13 protein-coding genes are annotated in these 22,195 nt (G+C 33.0%); 4 read left to right on the forward strand and 9 right to left on the reverse strand.

What is annotated here, in order from left to right:
• Nucleotides 1-102: 102 nt before the first annotated feature.
• From ACKVOV_RS07420 to ACKVOV_RS07460, 9 genes are all read right to left on the reverse strand, one after another.
• A complete protein-coding gene (locus ACKVOV_RS07420) occupies nt 103-1,317 on the reverse strand; it encodes an NAD(P)/FAD-dependent oxidoreductase (protein WP_409206128.1) in 1,215 nt (404 codons plus the stop codon).
• Complete coding sequence (locus ACKVOV_RS07425) at nt 1,317-1,976, reverse strand: glycerophosphodiester phosphodiesterase (RefSeq protein WP_409206129.1); 660 nt, start codon at nt 1,974-1,976, stop codon at nt 1,317-1,319. The genes ACKVOV_RS07420 and ACKVOV_RS07425 overlap by 1 nt, the downstream gene beginning before the upstream one ends.
• Nucleotides 1,977-2,030: 54 nt before the next feature.
• Nucleotides 2,031-3,437 (reverse strand): alpha-amylase family glycosyl hydrolase, encoded by a 1,407-nt coding sequence (locus ACKVOV_RS07430; RefSeq protein ID WP_409206130.1) that lies wholly within the window; start codon nt 3,435-3,437, stop codon nt 2,031-2,033.
• 10 nt (nt 3,438-3,447) lie between these two features.
• Entirely contained in the window at nt 3,448-5,286 is a 1,839-nt protein-coding gene (locus ACKVOV_RS07435) for a glycoside hydrolase family 13 protein (RefSeq protein WP_409206131.1), read from the reverse strand.
• Between the two features lie 58 nt (nt 5,287-5,344).
• Complete coding sequence (locus ACKVOV_RS07440) at nt 5,345-7,459, reverse strand: glycoside hydrolase family 97 protein (protein WP_409206132.1); 2,115 nt, start codon at nt 7,457-7,459, stop codon at nt 5,345-5,347.
• Between the two features lie 4 nt (nt 7,460-7,463).
• The gene (locus ACKVOV_RS07445) at nt 7,464-9,749 is read right to left on the reverse strand and encodes a glycoside hydrolase family 65 protein (protein WP_409206133.1); all 2,286 of its coding nucleotides are present in this window, start codon (nt 9,747-9,749) and stop codon (nt 7,464-7,466) included.
• 72 nt (nt 9,750-9,821) lie between these two features.
• The gene (gene pgmB, locus ACKVOV_RS07450; RefSeq protein ID WP_409206134.1) at nt 9,822-10,478 is read right to left on the reverse strand and encodes a beta-phosphoglucomutase; all 657 of its coding nucleotides are present in this window, start codon (nt 10,476-10,478) and stop codon (nt 9,822-9,824) included.
• A complete protein-coding gene (locus ACKVOV_RS07455) occupies nt 10,471-12,000 on the reverse strand; it encodes an MFS transporter (RefSeq protein ID WP_409206135.1) in 1,530 nt (509 codons plus the stop codon). Before ACKVOV_RS07455 ends, pgmB begins: the two co-directional genes overlap by 8 nt.
• Nucleotides 12,001-12,184: 184 nt before the next feature.
• The gene (locus ACKVOV_RS07460; RefSeq protein ID WP_409206136.1) at nt 12,185-13,201 is read right to left on the reverse strand and encodes a LacI family DNA-binding transcriptional regulator; all 1,017 of its coding nucleotides are present in this window, start codon (nt 13,199-13,201) and stop codon (nt 12,185-12,187) included.
• Nucleotides 13,202-13,428: 227 nt separating this feature from the next.
• Here ACKVOV_RS07460 and ACKVOV_RS07465 point away from each other — a divergent pair, with 227 nt between their 5' ends.
• The 4 genes from ACKVOV_RS07465 (at nt 13,429) to ACKVOV_RS07480 (ending at nt 22,093) form a co-directional block, all read left to right on the forward strand.
• Nucleotides 13,429-16,464 (forward strand): SusC/RagA family TonB-linked outer membrane protein, encoded by a 3,036-nt coding sequence (locus tag ACKVOV_RS07465; protein WP_409206137.1) that lies wholly within the window; start codon nt 13,429-13,431, stop codon nt 16,462-16,464.
• Nucleotides 16,465-16,476: 12 nt separating this feature from the next.
• Nucleotides 16,477-18,069 carry a RagB/SusD family nutrient uptake outer membrane protein gene (locus tag ACKVOV_RS07470; protein ID WP_409206138.1) on the forward strand — a complete coding sequence of 531 codons (1,593 nt, stop codon included), beginning with the start codon at nt 16,477-16,479 and terminating at the stop codon, nt 18,067-18,069.
• A 17-nt stretch (nt 18,070-18,086) separates the two neighbouring features.
• Complete coding sequence (locus ACKVOV_RS07475) at nt 18,087-19,175, forward strand: SusE domain-containing protein (protein WP_409206139.1); 1,089 nt, start codon at nt 18,087-18,089, stop codon at nt 19,173-19,175.
• Between the two features lie 68 nt (nt 19,176-19,243).
• Nucleotides 19,244-22,093 (forward strand): alpha-amylase family glycosyl hydrolase, encoded by a 2,850-nt coding sequence (locus ACKVOV_RS07480; protein WP_409206140.1) that lies wholly within the window; start codon nt 19,244-19,246, stop codon nt 22,091-22,093.
• Nucleotides 22,094-22,195: the final 102 nt, after the last annotated feature.

The following is a 22,195-nucleotide window of genomic DNA, read 5'->3' on the forward strand; positions in this document are numbered from 1 at the left end:
GCATCGATAATCTTTATACTTTATTAAGAATAGTCTTAATTCTTAACAAATAAAAGTATATTATTTATGAAGGTTTTATTTAAATAATATGTTAAAAAAACATTATTCCATAATAGAACTAGCTACAATAAAGCCGCTTGTCCAAGCATTTTGAAAATTAAATCCTCCTGTAATAGCATCGATATTTACAATTTCTCCAGCAAAATAAAGATCAGATAAGATTTTGCTTTCCATGGTTTTAAAGTTTATTTCTTTTAAATCGATTCCGCCAGCCGTTACAAATTCCTCTTTGAAAGTACTTTTCCCGTTCACTTGAAACTCCGCATTGGTGAGTTGATTAGTCAAATTTGTTAATTGATTTTTTGTTAAATCTGCCCATTTTGCTTCTACATCTATTTGTGATGCAAGAACAATACTTTCCCACAATCGGTTCGGAATATCAAATGGCGATTTTTTAGAAACGGCCTTCTTCGAATGTTCCAATTTTAATTCTCTTAAAGTTATTGCTGTTTCTTCAAATATTTTATCGTTTAACCAATTGACAACAATAGCAAACTGGTATTTTTTGTCAGACAATTCTCTTGCTCCCCAAGCCGAAAGCCTTAAAATTCCTGGCCCTGACATTCCCCAATGCGTAATTAACAAAGGACCAGAAGCTTCAAGCTTTGAGTTTTTGACTTTGACAGAAGCCAATGCCGAAAGCCCCATTAAATCCTTGATTCTCGCATCTTTAATATTAAAAGTAAACAAAGACGGGACAGGCTCAATAACTGAATGCCCTAAACTTTGAAGCATTTCCCAAATTTTAGGGTTGCTTCCTGTAGTCATTATTATTTTTTTGCAAGCAAATGTTTCGTGATTGGTTTCTACTTTCCAAAAGGCATCACTTTTAAAAATAGATTGCACACTTTGACCCGTTAAAACATCGATTCCGAGTTTTTTCGTAGCTTCTAGAAAACAATCTATTATGGTTTGTGAGGAATTAGAAACAGGAAACATGCGCCCATCGTCTTCAATTTTGAGTTCGACACCATGTTTTTCAAACCAATCGATAGTATCTCCAGAGCAAAACTGATGAAAAGGACCACGAAGTTCTTTTTCGCCACGAGGATAAAATTTAACCAAATCGTTTGGTACAAAACAAGCATGCGTCACATTACAACGACCACCTCCAGAAATTCTTACTTTGCTTAAAACTTCCTGACCTCGTTCTAGAATAGCAACTTTAGTTTTTGGATTATTTTCAACTATATTGATAGCTGTAAAAAATCCTGCAGCACCACCACCAACAATAATTATATCGTATTTTGAATTCATTATATTTTATCTGGAAAATCTGAAATGATACCATCGACATTCAATGATTTGACAAAGGTAATATCTTCTAACGAATTTACGGTCCAAGTATGAATTTGAAATCCTTCCTTTTGAATTCTTTCTACAATATCGATTGTTAATAATTTAAAATACGGATTAATACTAAAAGCTTTTATTTCTTTGGCGAAAGCGATTGCATCATCGATATTATCTTCAGTTAAAACACCAATTTTAATTGTAGAATTTAACTGTGAAATTTCTTTTAAAACTGTCCAATCAAAACTGGAAACTATAAATTTTTCGATATTCCAGTGTTTTTTAGATAAATAATTTTGAATTAACTCAACAACTAACTTCGTTGTTTTGACGTCTTTAATTTCAATGTTAACAAAGCATTCTTGGTTTATTAAATCCAAAACTTCGATTAAAGTTGGAATTCCAAGTTGCTTTAATTCCACAGAAGTGAAGTCTTTTACAAAACCATTTCCTTTTGTGGTTCTGTTGATGGTTTCATCATGAATAACCATAATTTCTGCGTCGGAACTTAAATGAACATCTAGTTCGATTCCGTTCACTTTTAGTTCTAACGCTTTCTTAAACGAAGCCAAAGTGTTTTCGGCGACATATCCTTTAGCACCGCGATGTCCTATTTTTAGCATAAATCAAAAGTATAAAAAAACGCCTTTACTAAAAGGCGTTTTTAAAATTAAACTTTATTCTGCAATTAGAATTTTATATTCCCATGGTTTGAGGTTTAGCTTCTGATCTTTTGCGAATGTTATTTTTTGTCCAGACATATAATCTGTAAATATCCCTTCTATTGGAGCAGTGAAAGCAGCATTTGCTTTAGTTAAATTGCTTACAAAAATGATTCTATTTCCTGATTTTTCTCTTTCAAAAGCAAGAATCTTTAAATCATCGGAAGTTAAAATTCTATTATATGAAGCTGGGTTTTTTCCGCCATTTAAAGCTGGGTTTTCTGATTTTAATTTACCTAATTTTTCATAAATAGTCATCATTTTTCCCACTGTGTGCGGAATGGTGTCTTTCTCAAAGAATTTTAATCTCTTCTTTAAATCATATTCTTGACCATTATAGATTAATGGCATTCCCGGCAAAGCGAAAGTTAACGCCGCAAAAGTTTCTGCAGCGTCTCCCATCCTTTCGTACTCTGTACCGTTCCATGAGTTTTCGTCATGATTAGAAGTGAAATTCATGGAAATATCATCATTTTGATATACTGAATCATTTTTTTTGAGAAGGTCATCAAAAGATTTTATAGTTTTTTCGCCTTTGGCAATTTCGTTCATGACATGGTGCATTTCCCAAGCATATTGCATATCGAAAGCTTTCTTCATCAATTCCGGTTTTTCAGCTTCCATAAGCATAAAAACGGGTTTAATCTTATTCAGCTCTGTTGTTGTATTTTCCCAAAAATCGGTAGGAACTTCGGCAGCAACGTCACAACGGAAACCATCAATATTAAATTCTGTTAACCAGTATTTCATATCTTCCAACATGGCTTTACGAAGATTTTGATTGTTATAATCTAATTCGGCAACGTCTGTCCAATCGAAAGGAGCAATCATTTTACCATTCTTATCATGTGTGTAATATTCCGGATGCTGAGTTACCCAAGCATGATCCCAAGAAGTATGATTGGCAACCCAATCTAGAATGACATATATTCCGTTTTCATGAGCCGTTTTTACTAGTTTTTTAAAATCTTCTTTTGTTCCATAATTACTATTAATACTTCTGTAATCTTTTATAGAATAAGGACTTCCAAGGTATTTTTCCTTTTCTACAGTATCCGTAATGGCTTCAATAGACAAATTCCCTTTTGCTTTGCGATTTTTAACTCCTACTTCGTGAATTGGCATAATCCAAAGAATTTTTATGCCTAATTTTTTAAGTTTAGGAATGTCTTTTGTGAACTCATTAAAAGTTCCTTCGGGTGAATACTGACGAATATTTGCTTCATAAATAACCGAATTTTCAGAAAGTTCTGGTGTAATAGCGGCAATGTCTAACTGCTTTGCTTCAACTGGTTTTTCAGTTTCTTTTTTGCAACTTAACATTGTGATGAGTACCAATGTTGATAAAATTATTTTCTTCATTTGATATTTTTTATTTCAATTCTAGAATTAATGCCGATTTGCCTTCTATTACTAAATCCTGTTTTAAGTCGAAAATTTTTCCTGAAATCACTTCTTTTCCCGAAACGTAATTTTGAATACTTTCTCTAAATCTATCTAGTTTTATTACTTGTTTGTCTTTATTATTATTTACGACAACCATAACACTTTCGTTCTCATTATATCTGAAATAAATATACACATTATTTTCTGGAATATATTGTGTTGTTTTACCAGAATGAATTACTGCTTTTGTTTTCCTCCAAGTAAATAATTTTGATGAAAAGTCGAAATATTTTGCTTGTTCTATCGTTCTTCCTGCTTTTGTAAAGGCGTTATTTGTGTCACTATTCCAGCCACCAGGAAAATCTTGTCGAATATCCGCATCACCTTTTCCTTTGTCTCCAGCCATTCCTATTTCGGAACCAGAGTACAATTGAGGAATTCCTCTTATTGTAGCTAACAAACTCATTGCCATTTGATATTTTTTGAAGTCATTTTTATAATTTTGATTAAAACGATTCGTATCATGATTTTCGGTAAAAATTAAAAGATTATTTGGATTATCATATAAAAAATCATTGACAAAATTATTGTAAAATTTAATCATTCCATCAAACCAACCCGCATTATCTTCATTGAAAACATTACCAAAAACATCATGCAACGTAAAATCCATGACGCTTGGTAAATTAGAATTATAACTTTGAATTTTTGAAATAGGGCTGTTTTTTTGCCAGTACGAAATTTGTGCTTGGTCGTGCATCCAAACTTCTCCAACAATGTTAAAATTGGGATATTCATCCGTTATCGATTTCGTCCATTTTGCAATAGCGGCTTTATCATTATATGAATAAGTATCTACTCTAAATCCATCTAAATCAGCATATTCTATCCACCAAATAGCGTTTTGTGTTAAATAATTTAAAACCAAAGGATTTGATTGATTCAAATCGGGCATGGAAGGTACAAACCATCCATCCATACAGTTTTTCGCATCAATTTTTGAAGCATTTGGATCATATTGTGTTTCCATTCGATAATTGGATTGCGAATATCCTGGGAATTGATGTACCCAATCGTAAGTAGGCAAATCTTTGTACATCCAATGTTCGGCTCCCCAATGATTAGTTACATAATCCATCACTAATTTTAAATCTCTTTTTTTGGCTTCTGCCGAAAGGCGTATATAATCTTCATTTGTTCCGTAACGAGAATCTATTTTGTACACATCCGACTGACCGTAAGTATGATAGGAATAATTCTTATCATTATCTTCACAAAGTGGCGTACTCCAAATTGTTGTAGCACCCAATTCTTTTATATAATCCAAGTTTTTTATGATTCCTTCTATATCACCACCGTGACGTCCGCCAGGATTATTTCTATCGGCTTTTTCTTGGGTATCTTTTGTGCTGTCGTTGTTAGTATTTCCATTAGCAAATCGGTCTGGCATTATTAAATACATGACATCCGATGAATTGAAACTTTTTCTTTGTGCAGAATTATTTTTTCTGTTTTTGAACGAATATTTTTGTGTAAACGCTACTTTTTTGTCTTTTGAAAATGAAAAAATAACTTCAGAAGCTGGTGTTTTTTCAGTATTGATAGTGACAAAAATATAATTTGGATTTTCTGTCTTTTGAACCTGAGTAATTACAACATCATCATTTACAGAAACGTCATTTTGAGCTATATTTTTACCATAAAACATAATTTGTAACGAAGGATTTTGCATTCCTACATACCAAAATGGAGGTTCAACTTTAGTAATTTGAGCTGAAACTTGTAACGAAAAAAACGTTAAAAACAATAGTATTACCTTTTTCATATTTTAATTATATTTAGAACCCTTTCAGAGTTTAAAATTCTGAAAGGGTTTAAATTATTTATTTTACCTCAACAATACTAATAGCATAACCACCGCCCGAAGCTGCAGTTAGTTGCAATTTTGTTTTATTGGTCACTTTTTGTTTTGTTATTTTATAAGCCTGTGGATTGGTTTTATAATTAGCATCGCTCGCATCAGCATAAATGGTAGCTTCGTATTTTTTATCTTTTTCTAAAAAATCTAGCGTAATAGTTGATGTTCTAACATTTAATCCATTTACGTTTCCAACAAACCATTTATTTGAATTTTTATCTTTTCTGGCTGTTGTGATATAATAACCAGGTTCTGCTTCTAGATATTTTGAGGTTGACCATTCTACTGGTACCTCTTTAATAAACTGAAAAGCATCTAAAAAGCGATTGTAATTTTCTGGTAAATCCGCTGCCATTTGCAATGGACTGTACATGACTACATATAAGCCTAATTGATTGGCAATTGTAGTATTACAGTGTGAATTATTTCCCGGATTTAATTTCGAAATATCCATTTCAAAAATTCCTGGAGTATAATCCATTGGTCCGCCCATTAATCTGGTGAAAGGTAAAACAGTGGTGTGATTTGCTTTTGACCCTCCAAACGCCTGAAATTCTGTTCCTCGTGCCGCTTCGTTTCCAATCATATTAGGATAGGTTCTACAAATTCCTGTAGGACGAACGGCTTCATGAGCGTTAACCATAATTTTATATTCCGCAGCTTTTTCCGTAACATATTGGTAATGATTTAAGATAGATTGACTGTAATGGTGTTCCCCTAGAGGCAAAATATTCCCAACATAACCTGTTTTCACAGCATCATAACCGTTGTCTTTCATAAATTGGAATGCTTTATCTAAATGACGTTCGTAATTACGAGTAGCGCCCGAAGTTTCGTGATGCATAATCATTTTGATCCCTTTAGATTTTGCATATTCATGAATAGCTTTAACATCGAAATCTGGATAAGGCGAAACAAAGTCAAAAACATAATCTTTTTCATGACCAAACCAATCTTCCCAGCCTTCGTTCCAGCCTTCGACCAATACACCTCCAAAACCATGAAGTGCTGCAAAATCGATATATTCTTTAACGTGTTTTGTATTCGCAGCGTGTTTCACACTTTGTTTAACTTTTGAAAAATCGGTGATTCCAAGTTGTACTGATGGCAAATCATCAGTATACGCCCAAGAGCTTTTACCTGTAATCATTTCCCACCAAACACCCACATATTTTATGGGTTTAATCCAAGACGTATTTTCAATTTTACAAGGTTCATTTAAGTTTAAAGTCATTCTAGAAGCTAAAACTTCTCTAGCATCATTGCTCACGATAATGGTTCTCCAAGGCGAAACACTTGGCGCTTGAATATGTCCTTTATTTCCTTGTGCATCTGGTGTTAAGTGCGATTGAAATACAAAGTTTTTATCATCCAAATTTAAATGCATGCACGAATAATTTATCAATGCGGCTTCATGAATATTGATGTAAATTCCATCGGCAGATTTCATCATTAATGACGTTTGTACACCTGTGTCTGAAAATTGTTTTTGAGAAGCATTTTCGGAAACAGCACTTTTAAACAAACCTCTAATTTCAGATAATTTACTTTCTGTGTAATCGTATTCTTGTGTGTCGTAATCGCCCGGAATCCAAAAAGCAGTGTGATTTCCAGTCATGGCAAATTCCGTTCTTTCTTCTTTGATTACAAAATAGATTAAATTTTTTTGCTGAGGAAATTCGTATCGAAAACCTAAACCTTCATTAAACAAACGAAAACGAATAATAAGTTCTCTATCGGTTTCATTTTGTTTTAGTTTTACGGCTAATTCGTTATAATGATTTTGAATTTCAGTTTCTTCGCCCCAAACGGTTTTCCAAGTTTCATTGAACGTACTTTCTTTCGTATCAATGACTTTAAAATCATTCAACAATGACTTTTTATCTTTTTGTAATTCTAAACCTAATTTACTTTGTTTAATAACTTCTTTATTTTTATATAATAAAGTATAGGTTGGCGTTCCGTCTTTTAATAGCGAAAACGACATTTTAAAACTTCCATTTGGCGATTTAAATTCCTGTGCAGAAACGCCTAAAATAGACATTAAAACAATGATAACTGAAACAAAATATTTTTTCATTATACTAATTTTTTACTAATTGCGATTCGCCATTAATTACTATTTCTACCGATTGATTTCCTTCGACCGAAACTTTGGTTTCTTGATGATTGACTTCTACCTTCACTATGGCGTTTCTGAAATTCACTTTAAATGAATAGCCTTTCCATTGTTCTGGAATTCGAGGTTCAAAATGCAATTGATTATTTTTTACACGCATACCTCCAAAACCTTCTACAATACTCATCCAAGTTCCCGCCATACTTGTAATATGACAACCTTCTTCGACTTCTTTATTATAGTCATCTAAATCCAATCGAGACGTTCTGAGATAAAAAGTATAAGCCATATCCATTTTATCCAAAACAGCTGCTTGAATAGAATGTACGCAAGGCGAAAGTGAACTTTCATGAACGGTAAATGGCTCATAAAAATTGAAATGTCTTTCTAATTCTTCTTTAGAAAAATGATCTTCGAAGAAATAAAATCCTTGCAAAACATCGGCTTGTTTGATATAGGGAGAACGTAAAATTCTGTCCCAAGACCATTTTTGGTTTATTGGTCGTTGCTTTTTGTCTAAATCGGCAACTTTAACTAATTCTTTATCTAAAAATCCGTCTTGTTGTAAGTAAATATTATGATCTTTAGAATAAGGGAAATACATATTATCGGAAACTTTTTTCCAAGATTGTAGTTCTGCCTCTGTAATGTTGACTTTATCGATAATGCGTTTGTGATCCGAAGGATATTCTAGCGCTACTTTTTTGAGTTGATCGTAAGTATAACTCAAACACCATTTGGCAATATAATTGGTATAAAAATTATTATTTACGTTATTTTCATATTCATTTGGACCTGTAACGCCTAGAATGACATATTGATCTCTTTTGGTAGAAAAAGTAGCTCTTTGATGCCAAAAACGAGCGATTCCAATGAGGACTTCTAAACCTTTTTCAGGAATATATGAATAGTCTCCCGTAAAACGATGGTAATTAAAAATAGCAAATGCGATAGCGCCATTACGATGAATTTCTTCAAAAGTAATTTCCCATTCGTTATGACATTCTTCCCCATTCATAGTCACCATAGGATACAAAGCCGCTCCGTTAGAAAATCCTAATTTTGTAGCATTTTCAATGGCTTTGTCGAGTTGATTGTATCGGTATGTTAGTAAGTTTCTGGCTACTTGCTGGTCTTTTGTAGCCATGTAAAACGGAATGCAGTAAGCTTCGGTGTCCCAATACGTAGATCCGCCGTATTTTTCGCCTGTAAAACCTTTTGGGCCAATATTGAGTCGAGAATCTTTCCCTAAATAGGTTTGATTTAATTGAAAAATATTGAAACGAATGCCTTGTTGTGCTTTGACATCGCCATCAATAGTAATATCTGACATTTCCCAAATTTTTGCCCAAGCCTCAATTTGATCTTGTAATAAATTATCGTATCCTTTTGCTAAAGCTGATTTTATAACATTTTCGGCAGCAACTTGTGTGTTTTCGTGGTTTAATGAAACGGTATATCCTCCTATTTTTTGGATGGTTATTTTTTCGCCTTGAGCGACTTCATATTCATATGAAAATTGAACTTTTTCGCTGTTTTTTTCAATATGTATTGGAGAAGCATTTGCATTTGTACCATTTAACAAAATGGTATTCTGCATAAAAGTTGTTGCCGTAAAATGTGTTTTGAACGTTCTAGCAGTTACAAAAGCTTCGTTTTCGGAATATTGAGCATTTAATGGTTCCCAAAATTTTTCTTCCCAGTTGGCATCTTCGTTGTGAACTCCAGCATCAATATAGGGTTTGAAAATAATTTGAGCTTTTTGGTTTACCGGAATAATTTCATAATTAATCACTCCAACTTCATCTAAATTTAAAGATAAAAATCGGCGAATGTTAACTAGAATTTCAGTCCCATTTTGCAAGATTGCTTCAAAAGAACGATGGTACCAACCTTCTTTCATATTCAGTTCGCGACGAAAGTTTTTGACCGATTTACATTGAGCCAAATCTAAGTTTTTACCATTGATTTCGATATTAATTCCTATCCAGTTCGGCGCATTGAGCACTTTGGCAAAATATTCAGGATAGCCGTTTTTCCACCAACCTACTTTTGTTTTGTCTGGATAATAAATTCCTGCAATGTAACTTCCTTGAAAAGTTTCTCCTGTATAATTTTCTTCAAAATTGGCACGTTGTCCCATAGCACCGTTTCCGATACTAAAAAGACTTTCGGACGATTTTACGCTATCAGCATGAAATCCTTCTTCTATGATAGACCAATTATCTGGTTTTATATAATCTTGATTCATTTTTTTCAATTTAAAGATTTAAGAGTTTGATGAAATTAATTCTCAAACCTTGAACACTTTATTTTTAATCTTCTATCTCTTAATAATTGTATCGATAAAACTAGTATCAATGTGTAAAAAATTTGGAAAACAAAACTGAGCCTCATGCAATGTTTTTGTTTCACCAATACCGATACTGAGCATATTAGCAATATTTGCTGCTTGAATTCCTGCCACTGAGTCTTCAAAAACTATTGAATTTTCATTTGTTGCTTTTAGCAATTGTGCAGCTCGTAAAAAAACTTCTGGATCAGGTTTGGCATTAGTTACATCATTCCCATCGACAATAGCATCAAAAAAATGTAATAATTTTACTTTCTCTAGAATTGGTCTAGCATTCTTACTAGCTGATCCTAATGCAATAAGTTGATTATTTTCTTTGATAAATTCTAAAGTTTCTCTAACTCCTGGAAGAATTTCAGACTCATTCATGTTTTCTATATAAGAAAGATAATCTTCATTTTTTTTGGTTAACCAATAATTTTTATCCTCTTGCGAAGCTTCAATATTTCCTAATCCTAATATTATTTCTAACGATCTTATTCGGCTTACACCCTTCAGTTCTTCGTTGTGTTCTGGTGTAAATTCGATACCTAACTGGCTTGCAATTTTTTGCCAAGCAATAAAATGATATTTTGCTGTATCGACAATAACGCCGTCTAGGTCGAATATGAATGCTTTTTTATTCATTTAAACTTATTTTCGATTTATCATTAATAGTTAATGCTAGGATTCCTGCAAGAATCATTGATGCTCCACCAATTAACAGTGCATAAATAGGTTCGCTATTAAAGTATTTAGAAACCAAGAAACCTAAAATTGAAGCTGCAACCAATTGTGGAATTACTATAAAAAAATTAAAAACTCCCATGTAATACCCCATTTTATTTGATGGTAAAGAACCCGAAAGCATTGCATAAGGAATAGATAAAATACTTGCCCAAGCAATTCCGACACCAATCATTGGAAGCCATTCCATTGTAAAAGCTGTTGGTTCTGAAATAAAATAAATAGAAATTAAGCCCAAACCTCCACAAACTAATGCGATAAAATGCGTAAATTTTCTACTTGTATATTTTGCTAATAATGGCAATAAAAAAGCCGCAATTGCCGCAATTAAATTATAATTAGCAAACATTTCTCCAACTTGATTTGCGCCTGTGTTATAAGCCGCAGATGTCGTGTCTGTTGTTTTGTAAATGTGTTGTGTAACGGCAAGCGTGGTATAAATCCACATTGAGAAAAGTGCAAACCAAGAAAAGAATTGAACCCAAGCTAATTGTTTCATGATTTTTGGCATAAACTGAAAATCATTCATAATAGTAATGAACCCGTTTTCAGTTTTATTTGTTTTTTGCATCAAACCCGAGACAAACATTGCTAATCCCCCAAGTCCAATTAGACCTAATGATAAAACATATAAATCCTTTTTTAATTCATAATGAAAAATTGCAAATGAAAAAACAGTGCTTATAATTAGAAATAAAATACCTTTTGTTAGGTGAGATTTCCCATTTGACGCAAACCATTCGACAGAATGAGTTTCTTTTTTGTATGCGGCTTCTCTATTTTTATCAAAAACTTCTAATTCTTCTGGAGAATATTCTTTAGATGTAATAACTGTCCAGAGAACAGTTATTATAAAAGCAATACCGCCAAAATAAAAAGAATACTTTACTGAATCTGGTATAATTCCCAACGGAGCAGTATTACTAACTCCAAAATAAGTAAAAATTAAAGGTAATTTTGAAGCAAAGTAAGCCCCAATTCCAATAAAAAAACTCTGCATAGCAAAACCGGTGGTTCTTTGATTGTCAGGTAAATTATCTCCAACAAATGCACGAAAAGGTTCCATCGAGACATTAATTGAAGCATCCATTATCCAAAGCATTCCAGCAGCAAACCAAAGTATAGGAGAATTTGGCATTATAAATAATGCCGCTGATGCGAGAATAGCACCAACAAGAAAATATGGTTTTCTTCTACCTAATTTAGTCCACGTTCTATCAGAAAAATAACCAATAATTGGCTGAACAATTAGACCTGTTAATGGCGCGGCAACCCAAAGAATTGGGATGTCGTCTATGTTCGCACCTAATGTTTGAAATATTCTACTTACGTTTGAATTTTGTAGAGCAAAACCCATTTGTATTCCTAAGAAACCAAAACTCATGTTCCAGATTCCCCAGAAACCTAATTTACGCTTTTCCATTATCGTTTTTATAATTTATTACGATAAGCGTTATGTGCTTATCAAAAACATAATTTTATTTCGAAGTAAAAGTATATGCTTTGATAATTATGGTAAATATATATAAATTTTTAGATTTTAGATTTTAGATTTTAGATTTTTTGCAAAACTCAACAACTATAACGTTAGAGTTCTGATAACTTTTTTAGATTGTCGACTCTCTTTCCACCAAATGTGTTTCTATAATTTCGGTGGTGTAAAACTCATCTTCTTCGTCATTTTCTAATCGATCAATGAGTAATTTAGCCGCTTTTTGCCCCATCGAAATTCCATTTTGGCTTACAGTCGTTATAGATGGTGTCGAGTATTTAGAAATAATCCCATCTGTAAATCCTATAACTGATATATCTTCTGGCACTTTTTTGCCAATTTGATTAATTGCTTTTATGGCCGTTACTGCAAACAATTCATTGACTGCAAAAACAGAATCTATCTCATTTTCTTTAATAAACCTTTCAATTTCTGAAGTACAGTTATCAATATCCTCGATTTTTAAAATAAGCTTTTCATCTAAAATAATATTATTTTGTTGTAGAGCATGCAAATAACCTTCGGTTCTTAATTTGCCCACACTAACATAATCGACAGTTGTTATGAGTCCTATTTTTCTCATTCCTTTATAAATAAGAAAATTTACAGCATCTTGTGCAGCTGTTTTATCATCTATAATTACTTTGTCACAAAAAATATCATTGGTAACCCGATCAAACATGACAACAGGCATTCCTTGGCTAGTAGCTTCTAAAATATGATGAAAATCTTTCTTTTGTTGTGTTTCTTTAGACAAAGACATAATAAAGCCATCTATACTGCCATTAGCAAGCATTTCCATATTAATAACTTCCTTGTCAAATGATTCGTCCGAAAGACAAACTATAACATTGTATCCTTTTTCATTAGCAAGATGCTCGATACCACTAATAACGGTAGCAAAAAAATGATGCACAATTTCTGGAATAATAATCCCTATTGTTTTAGTTTTTCTATTTTTTAGACTTAGAGCAATAAGATTGGGTTTGTAGTTGTATAGTTTAGCAAATGCTTGAACTTTTTGCCTAGTATCTTCACTAATTTCAGCACTATCTCTAAGTGATTTAGAAACTGTCGATATAGATACATCTAGCTCTTTAGCAATTTGTTTTAAGGTTACTTTTTTTCTCATTATTTAGTTTCGAAAGTATTAATTCGCAAATAAAGGTAGATTTATTTTTTATTATTGACAATTTATTAAGTAAAAATATATGTTTTAGAGAAAGTTGTCAACACGAAAACGTTTTCGGAAGCCCTTTTCAAAAAACCGTTTAGGTTCGTTCGTTTATTTAACTAAATTTAACATTCGAAGTAAAAATATACGCTAATAAAAACAAAAAATTAACCTAAACAAAATGTATGAAAACAATGTATAAAAAGTTACTACTTTTATTACTCATGCTCCCAGTTAGTTTGCTTGCACAGAGCAAATTAAGCGGTACCGTTACAGACAAAGCAACAGGAGAAAATATGCCTGGAGTTAATGTAATAGTTAAAGGGACAAATAATGGAGTGTCTACAGATTTTTCTGGAGCATTTACGTTATCTAATCTAAAAAACGGAGATGTAATTACCTTCTCATTTCTTGGATTTAAAGAATTTACTTTAAACTACGTAGGACAAAAAACAGTCACCATTGCAATAGAGGAAGAATCTTCTAAATTAAATGAGGTTATTGTAGTAGGTTACGGAAGTGTTAAAAAGAAAGATGCCACTGGATCTGTCGATCTAATTACTTCGAAAGAATTTAACAAAGGCGCTATTTTTTCTGTCGATCAGTTACTAACAGGAAAAGCTGCTGGAGTTAGAATTACAAACAATGGTGGAGATCCAGATTCTGCGCCAAACATTCGTATTCGTGGTGGTGGATCTATAAGTGCTGAAAACAGTCCATTAATTGTAATAGACGGTGTTCCTATTAGTAATGAAAATGCTGCTGGAAATAATAATTCTTTAGCGTTACTAAATCCAAACGACATTGAATCTTTCAGTATTTTAAAAGACGCCTCTGCAACAGCAATATATGGAGCAAGAGCATCAAACGGTGTAATTTTGATTACTACCAAAAAAGGAACTTCTGGAGCAACAGAATATAATTTCTCAAGCAGTGTATCTATAGGATCTATACAAAAGAAAATTAATATGATGGATGGTGCTGAATACACAAACTTCATTCAAACAAATTTCCCAGGTTACACCAACTTATTAGGGGTAGATGATCCAAGCACAACTGCAACAGATAATCTTTCTACACCTGAAATTGAAGGAAGAATATTATCTAATACTAACTGGCAAGATGCAATTTATCAAAATTCAGTATCCTCAGATAATAACTTTAGTGTAAGAACTAATTTATTTAAAAAAATGCCTTTTAGAGCTTCTTTGGGTTATACAAAAAATGAAGGACTGGTTAGAACTAGTGAGTTTAAAAGATTCACCCCTTCTATTAGATTAACACCTATGCTTTTCGACAATCATCTTAAAATAGATGTAAACGCAAAAGGATTGTTTTCAGAGAAAAATGCAATTGATGAAGGCGGTGCTTTTGGAAATGCTTTAAATATGGATCCTACAAAACCTATTTATGATTACAGTTCAACAAATATTTTCGACGGCTATTATCAAGGAATGAATGGTGTAGCGTTAAATGGACCAACCAATCCATTAGCAGTTCTTGAACAAAGAAGACGTCCAGAACAAGTTAGCAAAGTCATTGGAAATGTAGAGTTTGATTATAAATTACACTTTTTTCCTAACCTAAGAGCGGTTTTAAATTTAGGTCTTGAAGCTTCTAAATCGAAAATCGAAGAAACTTACGGGGAAAAATCTATTCAGACTTATCAAAAAATAACAGGAGTTTTTAATCCTGGTGTAAATTACTCTGAAAACCAGACTATCACTAACAAATTGATGGATGCTTACTTGGTGTACAGCAAAGATTTAACGGGTTTGATTAAAAAGTTTGATATACAAGGTGGTTATAATTACCAAAATTTTGTAACCGATGGTAACAAGGTAAATTATAAGTACAATACAACTACTGGATTGCGTGAAGAGAATGTAGATAAAAACAATATAAGTAACCGTTATTATCATGCATTAAACTTACAATCCTTTTTTGGGAGAAGTAATGTAGATATTGCAGGAAAATATTTGTTCACATTCTCTATGAGAGCTGATGCTTCCTCATTGTTTAATAAAGCTAATCGTTGGGGTTATTTCCCAGGAACAGCTTTTGCTTGGAAAATAAGCGAAGAAAAATTCTTACAAGACTCTAAATTAATTTCTAATCTAAAACTACGATTGGGTTGGGGTAAAACAGGGCAACAAGATATTGCACGAATTGATAAAATTGGTTACTATCCTAACAGCCCTTTATTTAGTATTGGAAATCAAAACAGTCAATATTTACCAGGTTACAATACTTACTCTGCACTTGGATTTAATTCTAGCCTAACTTGGGAAAAAACAACTACTTATAATGCAGGATTAGATTTTGAATTATTCAAAAATCAAGCTATTTCAGGAAGTGTAGATGTATATAAAAAATATACTAATGACTTACTTGCTAAAGTCCCTCTTCCTCCAGGACAAGGACTAACTAATGATTATGTTAAAAATGTTGGTTCTACAGAAGGAAAAGGAATTGAGGCTAATTTGAATATCAAAGTTATCGATAAAGAAAACTTTAATATCGATTTAAATGGAAACGCAGCCTATAATTATAATAAAGTTACCGATTTACAAGGTCTAACATCTGTACTTGCCGACGAATCATCTATCCCTGACGGAACAGGTGTTAAAATCGCACATCATGTAGTTGGATTACAGCCTTATTCTGCTTATGTTTTTGAGCAAATTTATGATGCCAACGGAAGACCGATTGAAGGTGCTTATGTAGACAGAAATAAAGACGGCGCAATAACTGATAGTGACAAATATTATAAAGCAATGCGTCCTAACTGGACATTTGGTTTCGGATTAAACGCTAATTACAAAAATTTTGACTTCACTACTAGTTTCAGAGGTCAAAAAGGCGGTTTGGTTTATAACACAAAAGAATTACTAGTTGGAAATGTAGCTCATGCAGCACCTGTTGCAGCAACTTCCCTAAACAATGTATTAAGTGACTTAACTTTTAATAATAATATTGGCAATTCATTTTCAGACTATTTGTTACAAGATGCCAGTTTCATTCGTTGCGAGAATATTACATTAGGATACAAAATGAATAAAGCAATTAAAAATGCTTCGTTAAGATTATATGTAGCTGGAAACAATTTGTTTTTAATTACTAAATATAGCGGACAAGATCCTGAAAATTTCAACGGAATAGATAACAATTTTTACCCAAGACCTAGACTTTATAGTTTTGGGGTAAATCTTAACTTTTAATAATAAAAGATTATGAAAAATTTAAAAATTAAAATTTTAAGTTTGGGGTTAGTTGGTTTGCTATTTAGTTCGTGTGTAAACGATTTAGATACAACACCAAAAGTAGAACTTTCTCTAGAAAATTTACTTGCTCAAGACCCACAAGCTATTGAAGGACTTGTGTCTAAAATGTATGGAACTTTTGCCCTTTCTGGACCTAGTGGTCCTGGGAGCTCAGATATTTCTGGACCAGATCCAGGAGAAACTGCTTTCTTAAGAGGAATTATAAACTTACAAGATTTTACTGCCGATGGTATGAAAAATCGTTGGGGAGATGATGGTTTAGACCAACTAACCACAACAAAAGATTGGAGTCCTAATAATAAATTCTTTAAATATTTATATGATAGAGTTTATTATACTGTACCACAAACGAGTAATATCATCAAAATCCTTAACGAAGGTGTCGATGTTCCTAATGAAGAACAATATGTTAGTGAATTGCGTTTCTTGCGCTCTTTAGCTTATTACTACATGATTGACTGTTTTGGAAAAGGCGTTTTAGTTACAGAAGCAGATTTAGGAAATGCAATTCCTAAACCACAAGCGAGTAGAATTGAATTATTCAATTTTGTTGAAAGTGAATTGCTTGATGTAGAATCTAAAATTGCACAAACAAATAGTTATGGTAGAGCAAACAAATCGGTAGTAAGGATGTTGTTAGCAAAATTATATTTGAATGCCGAAGTTTATACGGGAACACCTCGTTACAATGATGCTGCAACATATATTAACAAAGTAATTACACAAGGTGGTTACTCATTATCACCTAATTTTGTTTCTAATTTTTCTGGAGATAACAATAACTCAACAGAAATTATTTTCCCACTTATTGCAGACGCACTTGCTAGTCAGAGTTATGGCAACACTACTTACATTGTAAATGGAAGTTTAAATAGTGATACTATGACACTAAGCAACTACGGAGCAACTGATGGTTGGGGTGGTCATAGAGCTACAAAAGCATGGTATGGATTGTTTGGTAGTTCAGCTGGAGCACTAGCAGCTTCAACTGATGTTAGAGCACAATTATTCTGGACTGGAGGTCATACTTATGAAATGACAGATTATAAAACTTGGACTAATGGATATCCATGTGTTAAATTTAGAAATTCGAATTTTTCAGGTCCATCAACTCCAACTTCTTTCTCTGGAACAGATTTCCCTTTATACAGATTGGCAGATGCTTACTTAATGTATGCAGAATGTGCAGTTCGTGGCGCAACAGGAACAACTTTAGGACAAGCATTAACTTACCTTAATGATGTTAGAACAAGAGCTGGTGCTACTGCATTAGTTGTTGGTGATCCTGGAGTCCCATTTGTTGTAAATTCTCCAGCTTCGTTACAAGTAATTCTTGACGAAAGAGCAAGAGAATTAAATCTTGAAGGTCATAGACGTTCTGACTTAATTCGTTTTGGAAAATTTGCAGGAGGAAGTTATTTATGGCCTTGGAAAGGTGGTTCTGCAACAGGAACATCTATTTCTAGTAACTATAATTTATTCCCAATCCCTTCAACAGCTTTAGAAGCAAATCCAAATTTGACACAAAACCCAGGTTACTAACTATAAATTTTAAGAAAATGAAAAATATATTAAAAAAATCAATTTTTGCCCTTTTATTAATTTCATTGGGCTCATGTACAGAAAAAGACATCGATCCTGTTGCGGTTGCTAATGGTGGTCCCGTACTTTCTATATCAACTGTTCCAGCAGGTGGTTTAGTATTAAGCCCTGCAAATGCAAACAATTTAATTGCTGCCTTAGATTGGGAACACAGTGAAAACGGTGTGCCTTCTCAAGCAAATTACACTGTAGAAATTGCAAAAAGCGGAACCGATTTTGCAGCACCAATTGCTGCTGGAACAACAAACAGTAAATTTTTGTCTTGGACACACGAACAATTAAACGGGTTTCTTCCAGAACCAACTTTTACTCCTTATACTGCTACTAATATAGATATTAGAGTTAAATCTTCTTTGGGTAATGGGGCAAATGCATTGATCCAATATTCAAATGTAATTACAGTTAATGTAACTCCTTACACTAATGCATTACCAAAAATTGCAGTACCTGGAAACCACCAGGGTTGGTCTCCAGCAACTGCACCATTACTAGCTGCTTCTGCATATGGAAAGACAGATTATGAAGGATTTGTTTGGCTTGATGGGGATTATAAATTTTTAACCCCTAAAGTTGATGGGACTTTTGATTGGGGTACTCCAGATTTTGGAGATGATGGTAGTTTTGCAGGAACTCTTGTAGAGACTGGAGAATCAAACTGTAATGTAGGAACAGCAGGTTATTATTATGTAAAAGCAAATACTGGTGCTGTAACTGGTGCTAATCCAAATGGATTAAAATACTCTGCAGATCCTGCTAGTTGGGCTATAACTGGTGCAGCAACTCCAAACGGATGGCCTGACCCTGCTTTAGATCATGACATGACATATAATTCAACAACAAAAAAATGGCAAATTACAATTGCTTTAACAGCTGGAGAATTTAAATTTAGAGCAAATAATGGATGGACATTAAACTTAGGTGGTGATAATAATGGAGACGGGTTTATGGATTTTGGCGGTCCAAATTTATCAATAACTACTCCGGGAACTTATACTGTCATCCTAGACTTAAGCAATCCAAGAGCTTATACGTATAGCGTAAATTAAATAAAATATTTTAAAAGGGCTGGAATATTTCAGCCCTTTTTTTCATAAAACAAAAAACCATTTTAGAAATGAAAAAAATTTACTTCATACTATTACTCTCTTTCTTATCCATCAAATCTTTTTCACAGGTTTCATGGCAAGGTGGTTTAATTCCCGAAGCAAATCAAACGGGAACGATACTTTTTGATAAAACTGGAACTGGATTATCCGCTTATACAGGAACCATTTATGCTCATACTGGCGTAACACTAAATGGTACAACATGGTCTAACACTATTGGTACATGGGGAAATAACACTACACAACCTGCTTTAACATTAGTTTCCGGAAATATTTACAAGTTAGACCTAACGCCTACAATACAAAGTTTTTATAGTGTAGCTGCTGGAATTATTACAAAAATAAATATCGTTTTTAGAAGTGCAGATGGCACGCAACAATCAGTAGATTTACAACTGAATGTTGGCGCTTTTCAAGCTACATTAGTATCTCCAATAGAGAATAGCAGTACAATTATATCAAGTGGTCAAAATTTAGGTATTTCAGCTAATAATATCAATGGAAATGCTAATTATAATTTATTGGCAAACGGAACAAGTATAAACACCTCAACTGGTACAACTTATAGCTTTACCGATTTGAATATTACGACAAACAAATCGTATGAGTTACAAATAACACAAGGAGTTACGGTTTTTTCGAAAAAATTTAATGTTGTAGTAAACCCAGGAACAACATCGCAAGCAATGGCTGGTGGTTTAGATGATGGCATTAACTATAATCCTGGAGATGCTACAAAAGCGACTTTGGTTCTTGATGCTCCCGGTAAAGATTTTGTATATGTGGCTGGTAGTTTCAATAACTATCAACCCAATACTTCTTATGCGATGAAGAAAGATCCAACAACTGGAAAGTTTTGGTTAGAACTTACAGGATTAACTTCTGGGGTAAATTATAATTATCAATATTGGGTTGTAGACACCACTCCTATTGCAAACTCTCCATCATTAGTAAAAACTGCAGATCCTTATTCGACATTAGTATTATCGCCTACTGATGATCCTTATATACCGGCAGCATCGTATCCAAGCATACCAAGTTATCCAACTGGACAAGATCGTGAAGTTACTGTTTTGCAAACAGGCCAAACGGCTTATTCTTGGGTAAACACTAATTTTTCGAAACCTAAAAAAGAAGATTTAGTAATATATGAAGTTCTAGTTAGAGATTTTGATGCCAATCGTAATTTTCAAGATTTAATTAACAAAATTTCTTATTTTAAAAATTTAAAAATCAACGCTATAGAATTACTTCCTGTAATGGAATTTGAAGGCAATGAAAGTTGGGGTTACAATACTTCATTTCACATGGCTTTAGATAAATTTTATGGCACATCAAATAAATTTAAAGAACTTATCGATTTATGTCACACAAATGGAATCGCAGTAATTCTAGATGTTGCGCTTAACCATGCTTTTGGAAGAAATCCTATGAATAGAATGTGGATGAATGATCCTGATGGTGATGGCTGGGGTGATCCAAGCACAGAAAATCCTTATTTCAACACCGTAGCCAAACATAGTTATAGTGTAGGTTCTGATTTTAATCATGCTTCATTATTAACAAAAAACTATACTAAAAGAGTTATAAAACAATGGATTCAAGAATATAAAATTGATGGTTTTCGTTGGGATTTAACTAAAGGTTTTACACAAGCTTGTTCTGCTGGAGATGATGCTTGCACAAATGCTTATCAAGCAGACAGAGTAGCTATTCTAAAAGATTATGCCGATTATTCTTGGAGTTTAGACCCAACACATTACACTATTTTTGAACATTTAGGAACTGATAATGAAGAACAACAATGGGCAAATTATAGAATTGGAGAGACACCAAGCAAAGGTGTTATGTTATGGGGGAAAATGTCTGATGAATATGCTACTTTATCAAAAGGATTTAATGGCGATATTGCTCGTGTGGGAAACAGTAGCAGAGGTTTTACAAACAGACGTTTAGTAGGTTATGCGGAAAGTCATGACGAAGAACGCACCATGTATAGAACACTTACTGAAGGAAACACTGCAGGACAAAGCGCTAGAATATTAAACAATGCTTTAAAAAGAATGTCAACCATGGCAGCCATGCACTTATTAGTTCCTGGTCCAAAAATGATTTGGCACTTTGGAGAATTAGGCTGGGATTCCTCTATTTTTACTTGTAACAACGGAACAATAAATAATCAAGTTGATCCAACTCCGGGAGATTGCAAACTAGACAAAAAACCTCAACCACAGTGGGCAAACAACTGGTTGGCTGATGCAAACAGATCTATTGTTTATAATGATTGGGCAAAGCTGAATACTTTAAAAATTAACGAACCTGTTTTTGAAGGAAATTATACTATTAGTCCGGATGGAGCTGCAAGTAATGTTAGACAAAGAATGTATATTTGGGATGATGCACTTCCTGTAAATTCATTAAAAAATGTAGTTGTAATTTCTAACTTTTCAGTTGCAGCACTTAATATTATACCCAACTTTCCTTATGTAGGAACTTGGTATAACTTAATGGATAATTCTTCGATAAATGTTACCAATACTACTGCTACATTAAATATTCCCGCTGGAGAATTTAGAATTTACGGAAACCAATTAGCACCAAGTTTAGCAAATAATGAATTTGAATTAACAAAATCTATTTCATTATATCCTAATCCAACTAATAACATATTTAGCTTAACCCATCTTGCTTCGAATGTTCAGATTTATAATATCACTGGACAATTGGTAAAAAATTTCAAAGGAAGTTTCGACACTAATCATTTATACTCCATAGATGATTTAAAACAAGGCATTTACCTTGTAAAAATAACTGACGACAACAATCGTCAAACCACAATCAAATTAGTAAAAGAATAATAATTTTGAGTTAAGTTTAGTTTTATTATTTTCAACAAAAAAGGGTCACGCTAACGTGACCCTTTTTTAGGTAATATTATATTATTTTTAACCTATAAAATT

The sequence above is a fragment of the Flavobacterium sp. genome (assembly GCF_046153165.1).
GTDB lineage: Bacteria > Bacteroidota > Bacteroidia > Flavobacteriales > Flavobacteriaceae > Flavobacterium.